This window comes from Streptomyces sp. NPDC094032, assembly GCF_040303965.1.
Classification (GTDB): Bacteria; Actinomycetota; Actinomycetes; order Streptomycetales; family Streptomycetaceae; genus Streptomyces.
The window spans coordinates 202,641-223,570 of the sequence record NZ_JBEOUE010000001.1 but is presented as its reverse complement, the minus strand read 5'-3'; the positions used below and the strand labels follow the sequence as shown (position 1 = coordinate 223,570).

Annotated in this window: 5 protein-coding genes; all 5 read right to left on the bottom strand. The window is 73.6% G+C overall.

Features of this window, described 5'->3' with window-relative positions; genetic code table 11:
• Nucleotides 1–317: 317 nt before the first annotated feature.
• The gene (locus tag ABTZ54_RS00815; protein ID WP_351655077.1) at nucleotides 318–4,172 is read right to left on the bottom strand and encodes a condensation domain-containing protein; all 3,855 of its coding nucleotides are present in this window, start codon (nucleotides 4,170–4,172) and stop codon (nucleotides 318–320) included.
• Between the two features lie 111 nt (nucleotides 4,173–4,283).
• Nucleotides 4,284–6,152 carry a non-ribosomal peptide synthetase gene (locus ABTZ54_RS00810; protein WP_351655074.1) on the bottom strand — a complete coding sequence of 623 codons (1,869 nt, stop codon included), beginning with the start codon at nucleotides 6,150–6,152 and terminating at the stop codon, nucleotides 4,284–4,286.
• Nucleotides 6,153–6,160: 8 nt separating this feature from the next.
• A complete protein-coding gene (locus ABTZ54_RS00805) occupies nucleotides 6,161–7,201 on the bottom strand; it encodes a TauD/TfdA family dioxygenase (protein ID WP_351655071.1) in 1,041 nt (346 codons plus the stop codon).
• 81 nt (nucleotides 7,202–7,282) lie between these two features.
• Nucleotides 7,283–8,080, bottom strand: coding sequence for a thioesterase II family protein (locus tag ABTZ54_RS00800; protein WP_351655066.1), 798 nt, complete (start codon nucleotides 8,078–8,080; stop codon nucleotides 7,283–7,285).
• Nucleotides 8,077–20,853 (bottom strand): non-ribosomal peptide synthetase, encoded by a 12,777-nt coding sequence (locus ABTZ54_RS00795; protein ID WP_351655063.1) that lies wholly within the window; start codon nucleotides 20,851–20,853, stop codon nucleotides 8,077–8,079. Before ABTZ54_RS00795 ends, ABTZ54_RS00800 begins: the two co-directional genes overlap by 4 nt.
• Nucleotides 20,854–20,930: the final 77 nt, after the last annotated feature.

The following is a 20,930-nucleotide window of genomic DNA, read 5'->3' as shown; positions in this document are numbered from 1 at the left end:
GGCCGAGTTGGCGGCCTGGTGCGGCCGGGGGGGGGAAGGGCCTCGTGGGCCCTGGCACGGTGGCCGGATGCGGCTGGGCGGCTTGAGCGATGGGCCTCTTGGGCCCGCAGGCGATGGCCAGGTACGGCCGGGGCGGACACAGGCCTCGTGGGCCCGAGTTGGAGGCCCGGTGAGGCCGACGGGCCTCGTGGGCCCGAGTTGGAGGCCCGGTGAGGCCGACGGGCCTCATGGGCCCTGGGACGGTGGCCTGGTGCGGCCGGAGGCCGACGGGCGGCGGGCCTTGTGGGCCCTCACCACCCTCTCTGCACCCGCCCCCCTCACCCTCCCTGCCGGCTCCCCGCCCGGGTACGCCGCTTCAGCGCGGGCGCCGACGGCGCGGGCCGGCCCGGGGTCGGTACAGGGGGCTTCGGGCCCGGGTGGGGCGTGGGTGCCTCGGGGGTGGTGAGGCGGCGGGACAGGGAGGCGGCCGTGGGGTTGCGGAAGACGTCTCTGAGGGTGAGGTCCTGGCCGAACTCGGCGCGGATGCGGTTGAGGAGGCGGACCGCGAGGAGCGAGTGGCCGCCGTTCTTGAAGAAGTTGTCGTGGCTGCCGAGCGGCCGCCCGCCGAGGACGTCCCGGAAGAGGCCGAGCAGCCTCGCCTCCCGCGACGAGGCGGCGGAGTCGCCCTCGGCGGACGGGCGCCCGCCCGACGGCTGTCCGGCGATCTCGATCCGGGCCGGCGCCAGGTACTCGGGCAGCCGCTCGGCGGCCCAGTCGCGCAGCTCCTCCGCCGTGGCCCGCGCACCGGCGGCCCGGGTGACGGTGGCGTACAGGCGCTCGTCGCGGACCTCCACGACCGCGCGGGTCACGGCCGGGTGGCCGTGGAGGACGTCCTCCACGCGGCCGGGCTCGACGGGATATCCGGCGACGGTGAGGGTCGCGACGGCACGCAGGGAGCCGTCGGCGGTGGCGTACGCCCTGCGGCCGGTGGCGCGCAGCCCCCCGCCGGGGTTCGGCTCGTACACCTCGCCGGGCACCCGCGCCGGCGCCCGGCGGCCGCGTTCGTCGAGGACGGTCCCGGCGCCGAGCGGCGCGGGCGTCCCGTACTCCGGCGCGGAGAGCGCGAGTCCGGGGTCGGCGGCGAAGGCGTCGAGCGTCGCGACGAGGCGCTGCGCGAGCAGCCGGGCGGTCTCCTCGTCGTAGAGCGCGGTGGCGTACTCCAGGGCGCCGGTGAGCCCGGCGGGCGTGCCTTCGGCGTCGGCGCGCTCGGTCAGCGCGAAGGTGAGGTCGCTCTTGGCACCGGTCCCCCGGAACCCGACCGGCTCGCCCTCCAGCGCCGAGGGACGGGACGCGTCCGACGCGCCCGAGGAAGGGGTCGCCGCGGCGTGCACCTGGAGCATCACCTGCACCAGCGGTGCGTGCGCGGCGGACCGCTGCGGGCTCAGGTCCTCGACGAGCCGGTCGAAGGGCAGGTCCTGGTTGCCGTAGGCGGCGAGCCCGGTCTCGCGGACCCTCCGGACGAGGTCGGCGAAGGCGGGGTCGCCGGAGATGTCGGTGCGCAGCACCAGCGTGTTGACGAAGAAGCCGACGAGCGGGTGGAGGGCGTCGTCGGCGCGTCCGGCGACGGTGGTGCCGAGGGCCACGTCGGTCCCGGCGCCATGGCGGCCGAGGAGCGTGGCGAGGGCGGCCTGGACCACCATGAAGAGGGTGGCGCCCTGGGCGCGGGCGCAGCGGAGCAGGGCCCGGTGGGTGGCGGCGGAGACCTCGAAGCCGGTGAGGGCTCCCGCGCCGTCGCTCTCCAGCGGGCGGGGCCGGTCGGTGGGCAGGGCGATGAGCGGCGGCAGCCCGGCGAGGGCGGTGCGCCAGTGGGCGAGCTGCGCCTCGGCGAGGCCGTGTTCGCCGTCGAGGAGCTCGCGCTGCCAGAGGGTGTAGTCGGTGTACTGGACCGGCAGCGGCTCCCACTCGGGCGCCCGCCCGGCCGCGCGGGCCTGGTACGCGGTGTCGAGGTCGGCGAGCAGGCAGGAGGTGGACCAGCCGTCCCCGGCGATGTGATGGGTGAGGAGCACGAGGGTCTGGCGCCCGTCGTCGCCGGTGACGAGCGTGGCGCGGAAGGGCAGTTCGGCGACGAGGTCGAAGACGTGCCCCACGGCGGCGTCGACGGCCGACCGTACCTCCGCGTCCCCGCCGGCCAGGATCCGGTCGAGTACGGGCCGGGCGTCGTCGAGCACCAGCTGGTACGGCTCGCCGTCCGCCGCCCGGTAGACCGTGCGCAGCACCTCGTGGCGCTCGGCGACGTCGGCGAGGGCGGCGGCGAGCGGGGCGGGCTCGACGGGTCGCCGCAGCCGGGTGACGACGGGGATGTTGTAGGTGGCGGAGGGCCCTTCGAGCCGGTTGACGAACCACAGCCTGCGCTGGGCGTACGACAGCGGGATACGGGCCGGTCGCAGCGCCTCCGGTACGGGGCGGAGCGCGGGCCTGACGGGTCCGCCGCCCTGTTCGCCGAGGCGGCGCAGCAGCTGCCCGGGGGTCGGCGCGAGGAAGACGTCCTTGATCGCGGCCTGGAGCCCGAGGGCACCCCGGATCCGGTTGGTCAGCTTCCCGGCGAGCAGCGAATGGCCGCCCAGCTTGAAGAAGTTGTCCCCGTCCAGGACCTCGTCCCGGCCCAGGATCTCGGCGAAGAGACCGCGCAGGATCTCCTCGCGCGGGTCGGCGGCCTGGGGGCCGGAGCCCTTGGCCCGGCCGTCGTCGCCCCGCCGGCGGGCCTCGTCCCGCGCTTCGGCCGCCGCCCTGGCCTCCGCCGCGGTGGCGGCGTCGGCCAGGGCGCGGTAGCGGCGGTCGAGTCCCGCGCGCTCGTCCTCCGTCGGCAGGGCGATGTCGCTCAGCCGGGTGTGCTCGGGCCGTTCGGCGAGCTCGGTGAGCGCGCGCCCGAAGAGGCCGAGGAGGAGGTGGGCGGTGGTCTCGTCGTACCGCTCGGTGGCGTACTGGAGCACGAGCGTGAGCCCGCCGGGGTCTCCGGCGGTGTCGCTCCGCTCCAGGCAGTGGAAGCTGAGGTCGAACTTGGCGGTGGCCAGGTCGGCTCCCAGGAGGGTGGCGGGGATGCCGCCGACGCTCAGGTCCTGCTCGTCCTGGGTCTGGGCGCTGACCATGACCTGGAAGAAGGGGTGGCGGCCGAGGGAACGCTCGGGGTTCAGGTCCTCGACGAGGAGGTCGAAGGGCAGGTCCTCGTGGGCGAAGGCGGCGAGGTCGGCGTCCCGGACACGGCCGAGCAGCTCGCCGAGGGTGGGGTCGCCGGACAGATCGGTGCGCAGGGCGAGTGTGTTGACGAAGAAGCCGACGAGGTCGTGCAGGTCCTCCTCGGGGCGGCCCGCGACGGGGGTGCCGACGACGAGGTCGGTTCCGGCTCCGGCCGCCTGGAGCGCGAGCGCGAGGGCGGCCCGTACGACCATGAAGAAGCTGGCCCGTCGTTCCTTCGCGACACCGGCGAGCGCCCGGTGGACGGTGGCGTCGAGCTCGCCGGTGACGGCGGCGCCCGCGTGGGTGGGCTCGGCGGTGCGGGGGCGGTCGGCGGGGAGCCGGGTCTCGGCGGGGATGCCGGCCAGCGCGTCGCGCCAGTGGGCGAGCTGCTCGTGGGCGGTGCTGTCGGGGTCGGCGGGGTCCCCCAGCATGTCGTGCTGCCAGAGGGCGTAGTCGGCGTACTGGACCGGCAGCGGCTCCCACTCCGGCGCCCGCTCCTCGGCGCGGGCCGTGTACGCGGTGTCGAGGTCGCGGAGGAGGCAGCCCACGGACCAGCCGTCGGTGGCGATGTGGTGCACGGAGAGCACGAGGACGGCGCCGTCACCCGCTCCCGCCACCTCGAAGAGACGTACGCACAGGGGAAGTTCACGGCTGACGTCGATCGGGCGCCGTGCGAATTCGGTGACCGCGGCGTCGACGTCGTCCGCCCCGAGCGCGACGACCTCCACCGGCACCGCCGGATCCGCCACGATCTCCTGACGCGGCTCCCCGTCGACCGCCGGATACACCGTCCGCAGCACCTCGTGCCGCTCCACCACGTCCCGCAGCGCCGCCTCCACCACCGAGGCGACCGGACGCCCCGCGAGCCGGAGGACGACGGGCGCGTTGTAGGCCGCCGAGGAACCCTCCAGGCGGTTCAGGAACCACAGCCGACGCTGGGCATAGGACAGGGGGATCACGGTTGCTGCTCCTCGTGGGTGGCGGAACGGGTGGGGTGGGCCGGTGGCGGAGGGCGGGGTGCGCCGGGCGGGCCGGTCGGGGTGCGCCGGTCGGGCCGGGCGGGCCGGCGCTCAGGCGTCCCGCGCGGCCGTCAGTTCCTCGATGCGGGCGGCGAGGTCCCGCAGCCGGGGGTTGGCGTAGACGGCCTTGACCGGCAGGGCGACGGAGAGTTCGGCGCGGACCCGGGAGACCAGCTTGATGGCGAGCAGGGAGTGGCCGCCCAGCTTGAAGAAGTTGTCGTCGGGCCCGATGGAGGCGGCGCCGAGGACCTCCTTCCACACCCGGCCGATGAGCTCCTCGGCGCGGCCCTCCAGACCCGGGCCGGAGACGGTGTCCGCCGGGGCTGCGGGCGCCTCGACACGGGTCGGCAGGACGGAGCGGTCCAGCTTGCCGCTGGGGGTGGTGGCGAAGCGCTCCACCGGGACGAAGGCCGCGGGCAGCATGTACGCGGGGAGGGCGGCCTCGAGGCCGGTGCGGAGGGCCTCCGGGTCGCCGCCCCGGTGGTAGGCGATCAGGGCCGGGCTGCCCGAGGCGTCCTCGCCGAGGACGACGGCGGCTTCGGCGACAGCGTCCTGGCGGGTGAGGGCCGCCTCGATCTCGGGGAGTTCGATGCGGTGGCCGCGCAGCTTGATCTGGCCGTCGGCGCGGCCGAGGTAGCCGAGCCGGCCGTCCGGGAGGAGGCGGCAGCGGTCGCCGGTGCGGTACATGCGGTCGCCGTCGGCGGCGTCGGGGGCCGAGTCGGCGAGGAAGCGCTCGGCGGTGAGGACGGGCCGGTTGCGGTAGCCGCGGGCCACGCGGGGGCCTGCGAGGTACAGCTCGCCCGCCTCGCCGGGGGCGACCGGGTTCAGCTTCTCGTCGAGGAGGCGCATCCGCAGGCCGGGCAGAACGGTGCCGATGTGCGCCTCGCCGGGGCGGTCGATCCAGCCGGCGGTGGCGTCGACGGTGGTCTCGGTGGGCCCGTACACGTTGAGGGCGCGCAGCAGGCCGGAGGTGTGGGCGGCGGCCAGCCGGTCCCACAGGGCCGGCCCGATGGCCTCGCCGCCGACGAGCAGGGTCAGCGGGCGGGGGCCGCCGCCGGGGGTGAGCAGGTCGAGCAGCGGGTCGGCGTGAGAGGGGGTGATGTCGAGGTCGGTGAGGCCCTGCGCGTCGATGAAGGCGGCGAGGAGCGCCGGGTCGCGGCGGGTCTCCTCGTCGATCATGACGAGGGTGTCGCCCCGGCAGACCCGTACCCACTGCTGTACGGAGGCGTCGAAGGACGGGGAGGCGTTCCAGCCGACGCGGCGGGCCTCTCCGGTGGCGGCGCCGACGCCCTCCAGCTCGGCGAGGAGCAGCGAGGCGGCGCCGCGCCCGATCTCCACGCCCTTGGGGCGGCCGGTGGAGCCGGAGGTGTAGATGACGTAGGCGAGGGTGCCGGCGGTCACGGGCGCCGGGCGGTAGGGGGCGTCGGTGTCGGGCGTCGCGGTCAGCTCGGCGAGGGTGACGGAGCGGGCGCCGGGCGCCGGGGAGTCACCGGGGGCGTCGAGGACCACCAGGTCGGCGCCGGAGTCCTCCACGAGGTAGCGGCGGCGGTCGGCGGGGAGCGCGGGGTCGACCGGCAGGTAGGCGGCGCCGGCGGTGAGCGTGCCGATGAGGGCGGTGACGAGCCCGGCGCCGCGCGGCAGGCAGAGCGCGACGACGCTCTCCGGGCCGACGCCGAGGGCGGTGAGGCGGGCGGCGAAGGCGCCGGCCTCGGCGCGCAGTTCGTCGAAGCTGAGGCTGCGGTCGGCGGCGACCACCGCCGTACGGCCGCCGGGGGCGGTGGCGAGCCGGGCGAGGAGGTCGGCGTGGCCGGTGCCCGTGGCGCAGGCGGCGCAGGCGCAGTCGGCGGGTCCGGTGACCGGGGCGGGCTGCGCGGCTTCGGGCGCGGCGAGGGTGGCGGGCTCGGGGAGGACGGCGGTCATGGCGGGGCTCACATTCCGTACGGGGTGGCGGAGGGGGCGACGGTCGGGGCGCAGTCGGCGAGCGGCACCGGCTCGCCCATGGCGACGAGGATCTTGCGGGCGCCGGTGTACGCCTCACGGCCGTGGGCGCAGAGGATGTTGTCGACGAGCATCAGGTCGCCGTCCTGCCAGGTCTCGCGGACGGTGACGGCCTCGTACGCGGCGATGATGGTGTCGACGTCGGCGTCGGTGAGGGCGGTGCCGTCGCCGAGGCGGGTGTCGAAGGGGAGGCCGTCGGCGCCGAAGGTCTCGGTGAGGACCTCGCGGACGTCGTCGTCGAGGCCTCGGGCGTTCCAGAAGGCGAAGTGGTTGAACCAGGCGCGCTCGCCGGTGACCGGGTGGGTGATGACGGCGGAGCGGAGCTGGCGGGTGCGCAGGGTGTCCTCGTCGAGCCATTCGTAGCCGATGGCGTGCTCGTCGCAGTAGGCCTCGGCGCCGGCCGGCTCCTCCGAGGAGAAGGCCTTGCGCCAGGGCATGCCCGCGAGGTCGGAGTAGTTGCGGACGAGGAGCCAGCCGGCCTCGGTGAAGCGGGCGACCAGCTCGTCCGGGAGGAGCGCGAGGGCGCGCCGCATGTCGCCGACGGTGGTGGCGCCGCCGGTCTCGGGGGCGGTGACGCAGCCGAAGAGCAGGACGCCGGGGAAGTCCAGGGTGTAGCTGTTCTCGTTGTGGAGGCGGATCGGCTGGATGGCCGGCAGGTCGGTGGAGGAGAAGACGCCCTCGCCGAAGTCGGTGCGCGGGGTGGCCTTCTCCTTGTATCCGGCGCGGGTGGCGATCAGCGCGTCCCGCGCCTCGGCGAAACTGGCCGCGTCGGTGACGGGCAGGCCCCGGAGCATGACGGCGCCGGAGCGGTGCAGTTCGGCCTGGATGTCGGCGCGCCGGGCGGTGAGCCAGGCGGTGGCCTCGGCCGTCGTCTCGTGGCGGGGGACCTGGATGAGGGCGGGCTTGCCGGGCTCGCGGACGACGGTGATGCCGTCCTCGGTGGTGGCCGGGTGCGGGGCGAAGGTGGTCATGGCGGGGCTCCTGTGGTTCACGGGGTGGGGGCGGGGCGGGTTTCGGGCCGCTGCGAGGCCCGGGGAAGTCCTGGAGGGCGGTCAGGCGGCGGTGGCGGGCGCGCCCTGGAGGGAGTCGAGGACCGGGTTGAGGCGGGCGAAGAAGCCGGCCAGGTCCTGCTGGAAGTAGAAGTGGTCGCCGGGGAGCACCACCGGGACGACGTCGTTTCCGGCGACGAGCGCCCAGCCGTCGAGCAGGCCGACCGGCACGATCGGGTCGACGTCGCCGCCGAAGACGGCCACCGGGCAGTCGAGCCGCACGTCGGGGGCGGTGCACTGGTAGGCGTCGTCGATGGCGAAGTCGGCGCGGATGGACGGCAGGACGATCTCGCGGAGCTCCGGGTCGTCGAGGATGCCGTCGTCGGTGCCGCCGCGCTCCTTGATGGAGGCGACCAGCTCGTCGTCGTCGAGCCGCTCGGGGTGGACGGGGGCCTGGTTGGGCAGGACGGGCGCCCGGCAGGCGGAGGCGACGAGGCCGAGCGGGGTGCGGCCGGCGGCCTGGAGCGCCCGGACCACCTCGAAGGCGACGAGGGAGCCCATGCTGTGGCCGAGGACGACCAGCGGGCCGGTGTCGCCGGGGAGGGCGTCCACGACGGGAAGGGCGAGGTCGTCGACGGAGCCGGGCAGGTCCTCGCAGTAGCGGGCGCCTCGGCCCGGGTACTGCCCGACGAGCAGCCGCACGTCGGCCGGGAGCTGCTCGCGCCAGGCGCTGTAGGCGTGGGCGTTGCCGCCGGCGTGCGGCAGCACGAGCAGGGACAGGCGGTGCGGGGCGTCGCCGGGCAAGTCCCAGACGACGTCCTCGGGCGCGGAGGTGAAGGCGGGGGTGGCGTGGGTGCTCATGAGCTGATCCGATCCGTTGCGGTGCGGCGGCGGAGGGCAGGGCGCGCCTTCCGGGCCGGAGCGGTCCTGAGGGAGTCGATGTGCGCGGCGAGCCGGGCCGGGGTGGGGTGCTGGAAGACGTCACGGACGGTGAGCCGCACGTCGAGGGCTCCGGCGATGTGGTTGGTGAGCCGTGCTCCGAGGAGGGAGTGGCCGCCGTGGTGGAAGAAGTCGTCGTCGATGGTGAGGGCGGTGGAGGTGTCGAGGGTGCGGGTGAAGAGGTCGAGAACGGTCTCTTCGAGAGGTGTACGGGGCGCCCGCCCGCCGCTGGAGAGCGCGGCCGGGGCGGGCAGAGCCCGCTTGTCGATCTTCCCGTTCGGGGTAAGCGGCAGCCGGTCGAGCACGGTGACGTGGCTGGGGACCAGGTGCTCGGGCAGCCGGTCGGCGACATGCCGCCGGATGTCCTCCGGGGCGACGCCCTCCCCCTCGACCACCAGGTAGGCGGCCAGCCGCTCCTGATAGACCGTCACGACGGCCTGGGAGACCAGCGGATGGGTCAGGAGGGCGGCCTCTGTCTCGCCCGGCTCGACCCGGAAGCCGCGGATCTTGATCTGGTCGTCGGCCCGGCCCTCGTAGACCAGCCGACCCTCTCGGTCGAAGCGCGCCAGGTCGCCCGTGCGGTAGAGACGGGTGCCGGTGCGGCCGAACGGGTCCGGGACGAAGCGGGTGGCGGTGAGGTCGGGCCGGCCGAGGTAGCCGTGGGCCAGCCCCTCGCCGCTCAGGTAGAGCTCGCCGGTCACACCGGGCGGGCAGAGGTTCAGATACGGGTCCAGGACGTAAGCGCCCTTGTTGACCAGGGGCGTTCCGATCGGGACCGCAGTCTCCCCCGCATCCCCCTCGTCGAGGGCGTGCGTGGTGGTGAAGCCCATGGACTCGGCCGGGCCGTATCCGTTGACGACTTCGATGCCGGGCCGGAGTCGGTGCAGCTTGTGGACGTGCGCCGGGGAAGCGGCCTCGCCGCCGGTGTAGGCGACGGTGACGGTATCGAAGGCGCCCGGGTGCTCGTCGACGAGGAAGTTGAAGAGGCTAGCGGAGAGTTGGAGCATGGTCACGCCGTGGCGGCGCGACAGCTCCTCGATCAGCACCGGCTCAGGCCGCTGCCCCGGTTGGAGCACCGACGTCCCACCGTGCAGCAGCGCGCCCCAGAACTCCAGGCTGAACGCATCCCACGACACCGGCGAGCACTGAAGGAACACCTCGTCCTCGCCGAACCGGCCGTACGACTGACCACTCACCGTCGACACCAGATTCCGGTGCGAGGACAGAATCCCCTTCGGCCGGCCGGTGGAGCCGGAGGTGAACATGAGGCACGCGGGGTCGTCGGGTCCGAGCGGTACGCGCAGGTCGTCGGCGGCCAGGTCCGCCGGCAGGTCGTCGGCGTGAGTGACCGTCCAGGGGCCTTCGGCGCGGGCGGCCAGGGCCGGAGAGGTGACGAGGTGGCCGATGGCCGCGTCGGCGGCGGCGGCACGCAGCCGCTCGTCGGGGAAGTCGGGGTCGAGGAGGGTGTAGGCGGCCCCGGTCTTCAGCACGGCGAGCACCGCGACCGCGAAGTCAGTACCCCGATCGAGCAGCACGCCCGCCATGTCGCCACGCCCCAGGCCCTGTTGGGCCAGATGGCGGGCCAGGCGGTTAGCGGAGAGGTTGAGTTCGGCGTACGAGATGGTCCGCTCACCATCTACGAGAGCCGTCCGCTCGGGGACCCGCGCTACTTGCTCCTCGAAGCGCCCGACCAGCGAACCCTCCCCCGCACCAGGCGCCTTGGCCCCGGCCCATGGACCGGTCAGCAACTCCCGCTCCTCGGGCGCCAGGACCTCCAGCGCGGAGAGCCGGCGGCCCGGGTCGGCCAGGACCTGCTCCAGTACGCGGCCGAGGAGGGCGCCCATGCGCCGTACCGTGTCGGCGTCGAACAGGTCGGCGGCATAGAGCACCGCGCCGTGCAGCCCGCGCCGGTCGTCGGAACGGAGCAGGAACTCCAAGTCGAACTTGGCTGAGCCGTTGCCCGCACCGGAGACAGCGGCGGTGACACCGGGGAGGTCCAGCTCGGGCACTGCGCCCAGGTCGAGTCCGAGGCAGATCTGGAAGAGGGGATGCCGGGACAGGGTCCGGGTCGGGTTGACGGCCTCCAGGACCAGGTCGAAGGGGGCCTCCTGGTGGGCGAAGGCGTCCAGGTCGGCCGTACGGACACGGGCGAGGAGTTCGCGGAAGGTCGGGTCGCCCGAACTGTCCGTCCGCAGGACCAGCGTGTTCACGAAGAACCCGACCAGACCGTTCAGGACCTCGTCGCTCCGGCCGGCCACCGGCGAACCGATCGCCAGGTCCGCACCCGCCCCCAACCGCGACAGAGCCGCCACCAAAGCCGCGTGCACCACCATGAAGGGCGTGCAGCCCTCCGCCCTCGCGAGGGCCGTGATCGGCTCGAAGACGCCGGGCCCGAAATCGACCGCGACCTCCCCACCCCGGTGGGAGGCGGTGACCGGACGCGGACGGTCGAGCGTGAGCCCGTGGTCCTCGGGGAGGGCCGCCAGGCGGTCCCGCCAGAAGGCCAGTTCGGTGCCGAGCAGGCTCTCGGGCTCGTCGGCTGCGCCGAGGACCCGCCGCTGCCAGGCCGCGTAATCCGCGTACCGCACCACCAGCGGCTCAAGCACCGGCCCTTCCGCCGATACGCCCCCGCCCGCCGCGCGAACGGCATAGGCCCGCTCCAGATCGGAGAAGAACACCCCGTTCGACAGGCCGTCGGTCGCGATGTGATGCAGGACGAGCACCAACACGACGGACCCGTCGGGAAGTTCGAAGACAGTGGCGCGGACAGGAATCTCCGACACCAGATCGAAGACGCGTACCGCCGCTTCGGCAAGGCCGGCGTCGAGGCCGTCGGCGTCGGTCCGGCGCCGCTCGATGGTGAGCCGTGCCCGCTCGGGAGCCAGGACCCGCTGGAACGGCTCTCCCTCCACCGCTTCGAACACCGTCCGCAGCGGAGCATGCCGCTCCACCACGTCGTTCAACGCGGACTCCAACACGTCCAGGTCCACGTCACCGCCGAACCGCACCACTGTCGGCACGTTGTACGCGGCGCTCCCGCCCTCCAACTCGGCCAGCAGCCACAACCGGCGCTGCGCGTAAGACACCGGGACCAGCTCGCCATCGCCCTCCCCCGGCACCAGCGCCGGGAGCAGACCCGAACCCGTCGTCCCGCCGCCGTGCTCCGCGAGCAGCTCCACGATCAGTTCCGTGAGCCCGGCCACCGTCGGCCGCCCGAAGACGTCTCTGATGGTCAGCCGTACACCCAGGGCCTCGGCGACGCGGTTCGTCAGACGAGCCGCGAGGAGGGAGTGGCCGCCGTGGTGGAAGAAGTCGTCGTCGACGGACAGAGTGGCGGAGGTGTCGAGGGTGCGGGTGAAGAGATCGAGCACGGTCTCTTCGAGAGGCGTACGCGGCGCCCGCCCGCCGCTGGAGAGCGCGGCCGGGGCGGGCAGAGCCCGCTTGTCGATCTTTCCGTTCGGGGTCAGGGGCAGCCGGTCGAGCACGGTGACGTGGCTGGGGACCAAGTGCTCGGGCAGCCGGTCGGCGACGTACCGCCGCACGTCCTCCGGGGCAACACCCTCCCCCTCGACCACCAGGTAAGCGGCCAGCCGCTCCTGATAGACCGTCACAACTGCCTGGGAGACCAGCGGATGAGCCAAGAGCGCGGCTTCCGTCTCGCCCGGCTCGACCCGGAAGCCCCGGATCTTGATCTGGTCGTCGGCCCGGCCCTCGTACACGAGCCGCCCGTCCCGGTCGAAGCGGACGAGGTCGCCGGTGCGGTAGAGACGCGTGCCGGGCGGGCCGTAGGGGTCGGGGACGAAGCGGGTGGCGGTGAGGTCGGGCCGGCCGAGGTAGCCGTGGGCGAGGCCGTCACCGGTGAGGTAGAGCTCACCAGTCACGCCGGGCGGGCAGAGGTTGAGGGAGCCGTCCAGGACGTAGGCACCCTTGTTGACGAGCGGGACACCGATGGGGACGAGGGTGTGGGGCCGGTCGGCGGACTCGACGGGGTGGGTGGTGGTGAAGCCCATGGACTCGGCGGGCCCGTAGCCGTTGACGATCTCGATGCCGGGCCGGAGTCGGTGCAGCTTGTGGACGTGCGCCGGGGAGGCGGCCTCGCCGCCGGTGTAGGCGACGGTGACGGTGCCGAAGGCACCCGGGTGCTCGTCGACGAGGAAGTTGAAGAGGCTCGCGGAGAGCTGGAGCATGGTCACGCCGTGGCGGCGCGACAGCTCGTCGATCAGCACCGGCTCAGGCCGCTGCCCCGGCTGAAGCACCGTCGTCCCGCCGTGCAGCAGCGCGCCCCAGAACTCCAGGCTGAACGCGTCCCACGACACCGGCGAGCACTGGAGGAACACCTCCCCATCACCGAACCGGCCGTACGACTGACCACTCACCGTCGACACCAGATTCCGGTGCGAGGACAGAATCCCCTTCGGCCGGCCGGTCGATCCCGATGTGAACATCACGCAGGCCACGTCATCCCCGGTGGGCGCCATGCCCAGGTTCTCTCCAGAGAGGCCGGAGAGCTCCTCGGGTGCGCAGACGACGGTCTCCCACGGTCCGTCCACCCGCCCGACGGCGGCGCGCCCGGCATCCGTGACGAGCAGACCGATACCCGCATCCGTGGCGGCGGCACGCAGCCGCTCGTCCGGGAACTCCGGGTCGAGCAGGGTGTATCCGGCGCCGGTCTTCGTGACCGCGAGGACCGCGACCGCGAAGTCCACACCCCGGTCGAGCAGCACACCCGCCATGTCACCACGCCCCAGGCCCTGTTGGGCCAGATGGCGGGCCAGGCGGTTGGCGGAGACGTTGAGTTCCGCGTACGAGATGGTCCGCTCACCGACCACCAGCGCCGTCCGCTCGGGGACCCGGGCCACCTGCTCCTCGAAGCGCCCGACCAGCGAACCCTCCCCCGCCCCCGGCGCCTTGGTCCCGGCCCATGGACCGGTCAGCAGCGCCCGCTCCTCGGGCGCCAGGACTTCCAGCGCGGAGAGCCGGCAGCCCGGGTCGGCCAGGACCTGCTCCAGTACGCGGCCGAGGACAGCGCCCATACGCCGTACCGTCTCGGCGTCGAACAGGTCGGCGGCATAGAGCACCGCGCCGTGCAGCCCGCGCCGGTCGTCGGAACGGAGCAGGAACTCCAAGTCGAACTTGGCTGAGCCGTTGCCCGCACCGGAGACAGCGGCGGTGACACCGGGGAGGTCCAGCTCGGGCACTGCGCCCAGGTCGAGTCCGAGGCAGATCTGGAAGAGGGGGTGCCGGGACAGCGTCCGGGTCGGGTTGACGGCCTCCAGGACCAGGTCGAAGGGGGCCTCCTGGTGAGCGAAAGCGTCCAGATCGGCCCCACGGACACGGGCAAGCAGCTCACGGAAGGTCGGATCGCCCGAGCTGTCCGTCCGCAGCACCAGCGTGTTCACGAAGAACCCAACCAGACCGTTCAACACCTCATCGCTCCGCCCGGCGACCGGCGAACCGATCGCCAGATCCGCACCCGCCCCCAACCGCGACAGAGCCGCCACCAAAGCCGCGTGCACCACCATGAAGGGCGTGCAGCCCTCCGCCCTCGCAAGGGCCGTGATCGGCTCGAAGACGCCGGGCCCGAAGTCGACCGCGACCTCCCCGCCCCGGTGCGAGGCGGTGAGCGGACGCGGACGGTCGAGCGTGAGCCCGTGGTCCTCGGGAAGGCGGTTCAAGTTCTGCCGCCAGAAGTCCAGTTCGCGTCCGAGCAGACTCTCGGGCTCGTCGGCCGCGCCGAGGACACGCCGCTGCCAGGCCGCGTAATCCGCGTACCGCACCACCAGCGGCTCAAGCACCGGCCCCTCCGCCGATACGCCCCCGCCCGCCGCACGAGCGGCATAGGCCTGCTCCAGATCGGCGAAGAACACCCCGGTCGACAGACCGTCGGTCGCGATGTGGTGCAGGACAAGGGACAGGACCGCCGAGTCGTCGGCGAGCCGGAAGAGCGTGGCACGGACCGGGAGCTCCGACGCCAGGTCGAAGACCCGCCCGGCCTCCTCGGCGAGCCCGGCGTCCAGCCCGCCGGCGTCCACACGTCGCCGCTCGATCGTGAGCCGTGCGAGCTCGGGGGCCAGGACCCGCTGGAACGGCTCCCCGTCCACCGCCTCGAACACCGTCCGCAGCGGCGCGTGCCGCTCCACCACGTCGTTCAGCGCGGACTCCAGCAGGCCGACGTCAAGACCGGCGCCGTCGAGACGTACCACCATCGGCACGTTGTACGCGGCGCTCCCGCCGTCCAACTCGGCCAGCAGCCACAACCGGCGCTGCGCGTACGACACCGGGACCAGCTCACCGTCACCCTCCCCCGGCACCAGCGCCGGGAGCAGACCCGAACCCGTCGTCCCGCCATCGCGCTCCGCGATCAGCTCCGCGAGCCCGGCCACCGTCGGCCGCCCGAAGACGTCCCTGATCGTCAGCCGTACACCCAGGGCCTCGGCGACCCTGTTCGTCAGACGGGCCGCGAGGAGGGAGTGGCCGCCGTGGTGGAAGAAGTCGTCGTCGATGGTGAGGGCGGTGGAGGTGTCGAGGGTGCGGGTGAAGAGGTCGAGGACGGTCTCTTCGAGGGGGGTACGAGGCGCCCGCCCGCCGCTGGAGAGCGCGGCGGGTGCGGGCAGAGCCCGCTTGTCGATCTTTCCGTTCGGGGTCAGGGGCAGCCGGTCAAGTACGGTGACGTGGCTGGGGACCAAGTGCTCGGGCAGCCGGTCGGCGACATGCCGCCGCACGTCCTCCGGCGCCACCGCCTCACCCTCCACCACCAGGTAAGCGGCCAGCCGCTCGTCGTGCACGGTCACCACCGCCTGGCTGACCTGCGGGTGGGTCAGCAGCGCGGCCTCGGTCTCGCCCGGCTCGACCCGGAAACCGCGGATCTTGATCTGGTCGTCCGCGCGGCCCTCGTAGACCAGCCGACCCTCTCGGTCGAAGCGCGCCAAGTCGCCCGTGCGGTAGAGCCGCGTCCCGGTGCCGCCGAACGGGTCCGGGACGAAACGGGTGGCCGTCAGGTCGGGCCGGCCGAGGTAACCGTGGGCCAGCCCCTCGCCGCTCAGGTAGAGCTCGCCGGTCACACCGGGCGGGCAGAGGTTCAGATACGGATCCAGGACGTAGGCACCCTTGTTGACCAGGGGCGTTCCGATCGGGACCGCCACCTCCCCCGCGTCCCCGTCCTCAAGGGCGTGCGTGGTGGTGAAGCCCATGGACTCGGCCGGGCCGTATCCGTTGACGACCTCGATGCCGGGCTTGAGCCGCTGGAGTTTGCGCACATGCGCCGGGGAGGCGGCCTCCCCTCCCGTGTAGGCCACTGTGACGGCGTCGAAGGCACCCGGGTGCTCGTCCACAAGGAAGTTGAAGAGGCTCGCGGAGAGCTGGAGCATCGTCACCCCGTGGAGGCGCGACAGCTCCTCGATCAGCACCGGCTCAGGCCGCTGCCCCGGCTGAAGCACCGACGTCCCACCGTGCAGCAACGCACCCCAGAACTCCAGACTGAACGCATCCCACGAAACCGGCGAGCACTGAAGGAACACCTCCCCATCACCGAACCGGCCGTACGACTGCCCACTCACCGTCGACACCAGATTCCGGTGCGACGACAGAATCCCCTTCGGCCGGCCCGTCGAGCCCGACGTGAACATCACGCAGGCCACGTCATCCCCGGTAGGCGCCATGCCCAGGTTCTCCCCCGAGAGACCGGAGAGCTCCTCGGGTGCGCAGACAACGGTCTCCCACGGTCCGTCCACCCGCCCGGCGTCCGTGACGAGCAGACCAATACCCGCGTCCGTAGCGGCAGCGCGCAGCCGCTCGTCCGGGAACTCCGGGTCGAGCAAGGTATATCCGGCACCAGTCTTCGTGACCGCCAAGACCGCGACCGCGAAGTCCACACCGCGTTCCAGCAGAACCCCCGCCATGTCACCGCGCCCCAGGCCCCGTTCGACCAAGTGGCGGGCCAGCCGGTTGGCGGAGACGTTGAGTTCGGCGTACGAAATCCTGCGCTCACCGTCGACGAGGGCCGTCCGCCCGGGGACCCTCGCCACCTGCTCCTCGAAGCGCCCGACCAGCGAACCCTCCCCCGCACCCGGCGCCTTGGCCCCAGCCCACGGACCGGTCAGCAGCTCCCGCTCCTCCGAAGTCAGGATCTCCAGGGCGGAGAGGGGCGCTCCGGGCTCGACAAGGGCGTGGTGGAGGACCTGTCCGAGCACCGACGTCATGCGCTGGACCGATTCCTCGTCGAAGAGGTCGGCGGCGAAGAGGACGGTGGCGCGCAGGCCGTGCTCGTCGTCGGAGCGGAGGAAGAACTCCAGGTCGAACTTGGCGGAGCCGCTGGTGATCTTCTCCATGGGTGCCGGTGCGACTCCGGGGAGCGCGAGCGGCTTGGCGGCCTCGGCGCCGCTCTCCAGGGTCAGGCAGATCTGGAAGAGGGGGTGCCGGGAGAGGGTCCGGGTCGGGTTGACGGCCTCCAGGACCAGGTCGAAAGGAGCCTCCTGGTGGGCGAAAGCGTCCAGGTCGGCCGTACGGACACGGGCGAGGAGTTCACGGAAGGTCGGGTCGCCCGAGCTGTCCGTGCGCAGGACCAGGGTGTTCACGAAGAACCCGACCAGACCGTTCAGGACCTCGTCGCTCCGCCCGGCGACCGGCGAACCGATCGCCAGATCCGCACCCGCCCCCAACCGCGACAGAGCCGCCACCAGCGCCGCGTGCACCACCATGAAGGGCGTGCAGCCCTCCGCCTTCGCGAGCTGCTTCGCCCGCTGGAAGAGGTCGGCGCCGAGGTCGAGCTCGACCTGACCGCCCCGGTGCGAGGCACGTACCGGCCGGGGGCGGTCGAGCGTGAGCCCGTGGCCCTCAGGGAGGGCGGTCAACTCCTGTCGCCAGAAGTCCAGTTCGCGCCCGAGCAGACTCTCGGGCTCGTCGGCCGCGCCAAGGACGCGCCGCTGCCAGGCCGCATAATCCGCGTACCGCACCACCAGCGGCTCCAGGACCGGCCCCTCCCCCGCCGAAACCTCGCCCGCCGCACGAGCGGCATAGGCCTGCTCCAGATCGGCGAAGAACACCCCGTTCGACAGACCGTCGGTCGCGATGTGGTGCAGAACGAGCGCCAATACGACGGACTCGTCCGGGAGTTGGAAGGCGGTGGCCCGTACGGGGGTCTCCGACCCCAGGTCGAACGCGCGTCCCGCCGCTTCGGCGAGGCCGGCGTCGAGGTCGTCGGCGTCCACACGTCGCCGCTCGATCGTCAACCGCGCCCGCTCCGGGGCAAGGACCCGCTGGAACGGCTCCCCGTCCACCGCCTCGAACACCGTCCGCAGCGGAGCATGCCGCTCCACCACGTCGTTCAGCGCGGACTCCAGCACGCCGAGGTCAAGGCCGGCGCCCCCGAACCGCACCACCGTCGGCACGTTGTACGCGGCGCTCCCGCCGTCCAGTTGGGCCAGGAGCCACAACCGCCGCTGGGCGTACGACGCCGGGACCAGCTCGCCGTCGCCCTCCCCCGGCACCAGCGCCGGGAGGGCCGAGGCGCCCGAGGTCTCGCCACCGCGCTCCGCGATCAGCTCCGCGAGCCCGGCCACCGTCGGACTCCCGAAGACGTCCCGGATCGTCAGCCGCACGCCCAGGGTCTCCGCGACGCGGTTGGTCAGGCGGGCCGCGAGCAGCGAGTGGCCGCCCAGGGCGAAGAAGCTGTCGTCGATGCCGATCGTGTCCGGGTCCGTGCCGAGGGTCAGGCCGTAGAGGGCGGCGAGGGTCTCCTCGGTGCGGTCGCGCGGGGCGCGGCGGGCGGTCAGGAGGGCGGTGGGGGCGGGCAGGGCGCGCTTGTCGATCTTGCCGTTGGGGGTGACGGGGAGGCGGTCGAGGACGGTGACGTAGGTGGGGACGAGGTGTTCGGGGAGTCGCGCGGCGACGTGTGCGCGGATGTCCTCGGGGTCGGGGGTGTCGTCGCCTTCGGTCACGAGGTAGGCGGCCAGGCGCTGTTCGTGGACGGTGACGACGGCCTGGGTGACGTTCGGGTGGGACAGGAGGACGGCCTCGGTCTCGCCGGGCTCGATGCGGAAGCCGCGGATCTTGATCTGGTCGTCGGCCCGGCCCTCGTACACGATCCGTCCGTCGGCGTCGAAGCGGGCGAGGTCGCCGGTGCGGTAGAGCCGGCCGCCGGGGGTGGTGCCGATGGGGTCCGGGACGAAGCGGGCGGCGGTGAGGTCGGGCCGGCCGAGGTAGCCGTGGGCGAGGCCGTCGCCCGCGACGTACAACTCGCCGGTGACGCCCGGCGGGCAGAGGTCGAGGCGGGCGTCGAGGACGTAGGCGGGCTTGTTGACGAGGGGGGTGCCGACGGGGATCGACGGGTGCGGGTGCTCGCCGGGCTCGACCGTGTGGGTCGTCGCGAAGATCATGACCTCGGCGGGGCCGTAGCCGTTCAGGACGCTGATGCCGGGCTTGAGCCGCTGGAGCTTGTGGACGTGGGCCGGGGAGGCGGCCTCGCCGACGGTGAAGGCGGTGGTGACGGTCTCGAAGGCCTCGGGGTGCTCGTCGGTGAGGTAGTTGAAGAGCGTCGCGGAGAGCAGGAGCGTGGTGACACCGTGGCGGCGGGACAGCTCGGTGACGAGGGCCGGTTCGGGCTTCTGGCCGGGCTGGAGGACGGCGGAGCCGCCGTGCAGGAGCGGGCCCCAGAACTCCAGGCTGAAAGCGTCCCAGGAGACCGGCGAGCACTGGAGGTAGACCTCGTCGGGGCCGGTGGGGAGGTAGGGCTGGCCGATGAGGGTGGCGACGAGGTTGCGGTGCGAGGACAGGATGGCCTTCGGGCGGCCGGTCGAGCCCGAGGTGAACATGAGGCAGGCGGGGTCGTCGGGGCTGATCGGCACGCCGAGGTCGTCGGCGACGGCGTCCGGGCCGGGGCGTCGTCCGGCGTGGGTGACGGTCCAGGGGCCGTCGGCGCGGGCGGCGAGGGCCGCGGTGGTGACGAGGTGGGTGATCCCGGCGTCGGTGGCGGCCGAGCGGAGCCGCTCCTCGGGGAAGTCGGGGTCGAGGAGGACGTGGCCCGCGCCGGTCTTGAGGACGGCGAGGAGGGCGGTGGCGAAGGGGACGCCCCGCTCCAGCAGGACACCGGCCATGGCGCCGCGCCCGAGGCCGGCGTCGCGCAGCTCGCGGGCGAGGTGGTTGGCGGAGGCGTTGAGTTCGGCGTACGTGACGGTGCCGGCGGCGTCGATCAGGGCGGGGCGGTCGGCGTGGCGGCGTACCTGCTCCTCGAAGCGGGCGACGAGGGTGGTCTCGACCGGCGGCGCGACGGGTCCGGCCCAGGCGCCGGTGAGGAGCGCGCGCTCGTCGTCGGCGAGGAGCGGAAGGCCCGTGACGGTGACGTCCTCCGGGGCCTCCAGGGCCTCCAGGGCCTGAGCCGTCCCCTCCAGGTAGCGGGTGACGAAGGCGGTGAAGCGCTCCTGGTGGGCGGTGACGAGGGCCGGGTCGACGTCCTGGACCGGGGTGTCGAAGTCGATGCGGAGGCCCTGGGCGGGGCCGAGGTCGAGGACGGCGACGCTGAGGTCGTCGACGGGTCCGTTGCTGACGTTGTGGTTGACGGTGGGGTGGCCGCCGACGGTCAGTTCGGCGTGGAAGCCCATGATGTTGAGGACCGGCGTGGCGAGGCGGCGGGTGCCGTCGATGACACCGGCCTCGCGGCTGAGGTCCTCGTACCGGGTGCGCTGGTGGCGCAGGCCGTGCTTCACCTCGGCTGACACCGTGCGCACCAGGTCGGCGAGGCGGTCCTCGGGGCGGACCCGGAGGCGCAGCGGCACGACGTTCGACATCATGCCGGGGGTGCTGCGGGCGGCGCGGGTGGTGCGGCCGGTGACGGGCAGGGCGATCATCAGCTCCTGGCGGCCGGTGACGCGCTGGAGGTAGGCGGCGAAGAGCGCCACGAGCAGCACGGACCAGGAGACGCGGGCGGCGCGGGCCGCGGTGCGCAGGCGCTCGGCGTCGGCCGCGGAGACGGGGACGCTGCGGCGGGCGAATGGCAGTCCGCCGTGTGCGGAGGGTGCCCGGTCGCGGCCCCGGACGAGGCCGGCGGGCGCGTCGGGGGCGTCGGCGAGGTGGGCGCGCCAGGCGGCGAGGTCGGAGGCGGCCTCGTCGGAGGCGCGGTAGGCGGCGTCCTCGGCAAGGAGTTCGGCGAGGGTGCCGAACGGGGTGTCGCCCCACGGTTCGCCCGCGACGGCCCGCTCGTACAGCTCGACCAGCCGGGCCAGGGCCATGGAGACGCCGACGCCGTCGACGACCAGGTGGTGGAAGCCGTAGAAGTAGAAGAAGCGGTCCTCCGCCAGCTTGATCAGCGCGCAGCGGACCGGGGCCTCGGCGGCGAGGTCGAAGGGCGTGCCGATCAGCACGTCGATGAGGTCCCAGGCCGCGCCCTCGGGGTCGGCGGCCCCGCTGAGGTCGGTGAAGGCCAGCGTGCGGTCGCCGGCGTCGGCGTCGAGGAGCTGCCAGACCTGTTCGCCGTCGTCCTCGAAGCCGCGGATCCGGAGGAAGTCGGCCTCGTCGACCAGGCGCCGCCAGGCGGCCGCCATCAGCTCCGGGTCGACCGGGCCCTGGATCTCCCGGCACTCGCCGACGTTGTACTTGATGCCGGTGGGGTCGAGGAGGTGGGCCGTCCAGATGTCCCGCTGGGCTACCGAGAGCGGCAGCCGGACGGCGGCCGGTGCGGAGGCGACGGGCTTGTCGAACGGCATGGGGGCTCCTGGTGGGTGACCGGGGTCGGTGGCCGGGCCGGCGGCCGGGAACGGTGCGAACGGCGGGGGCGCTGTGC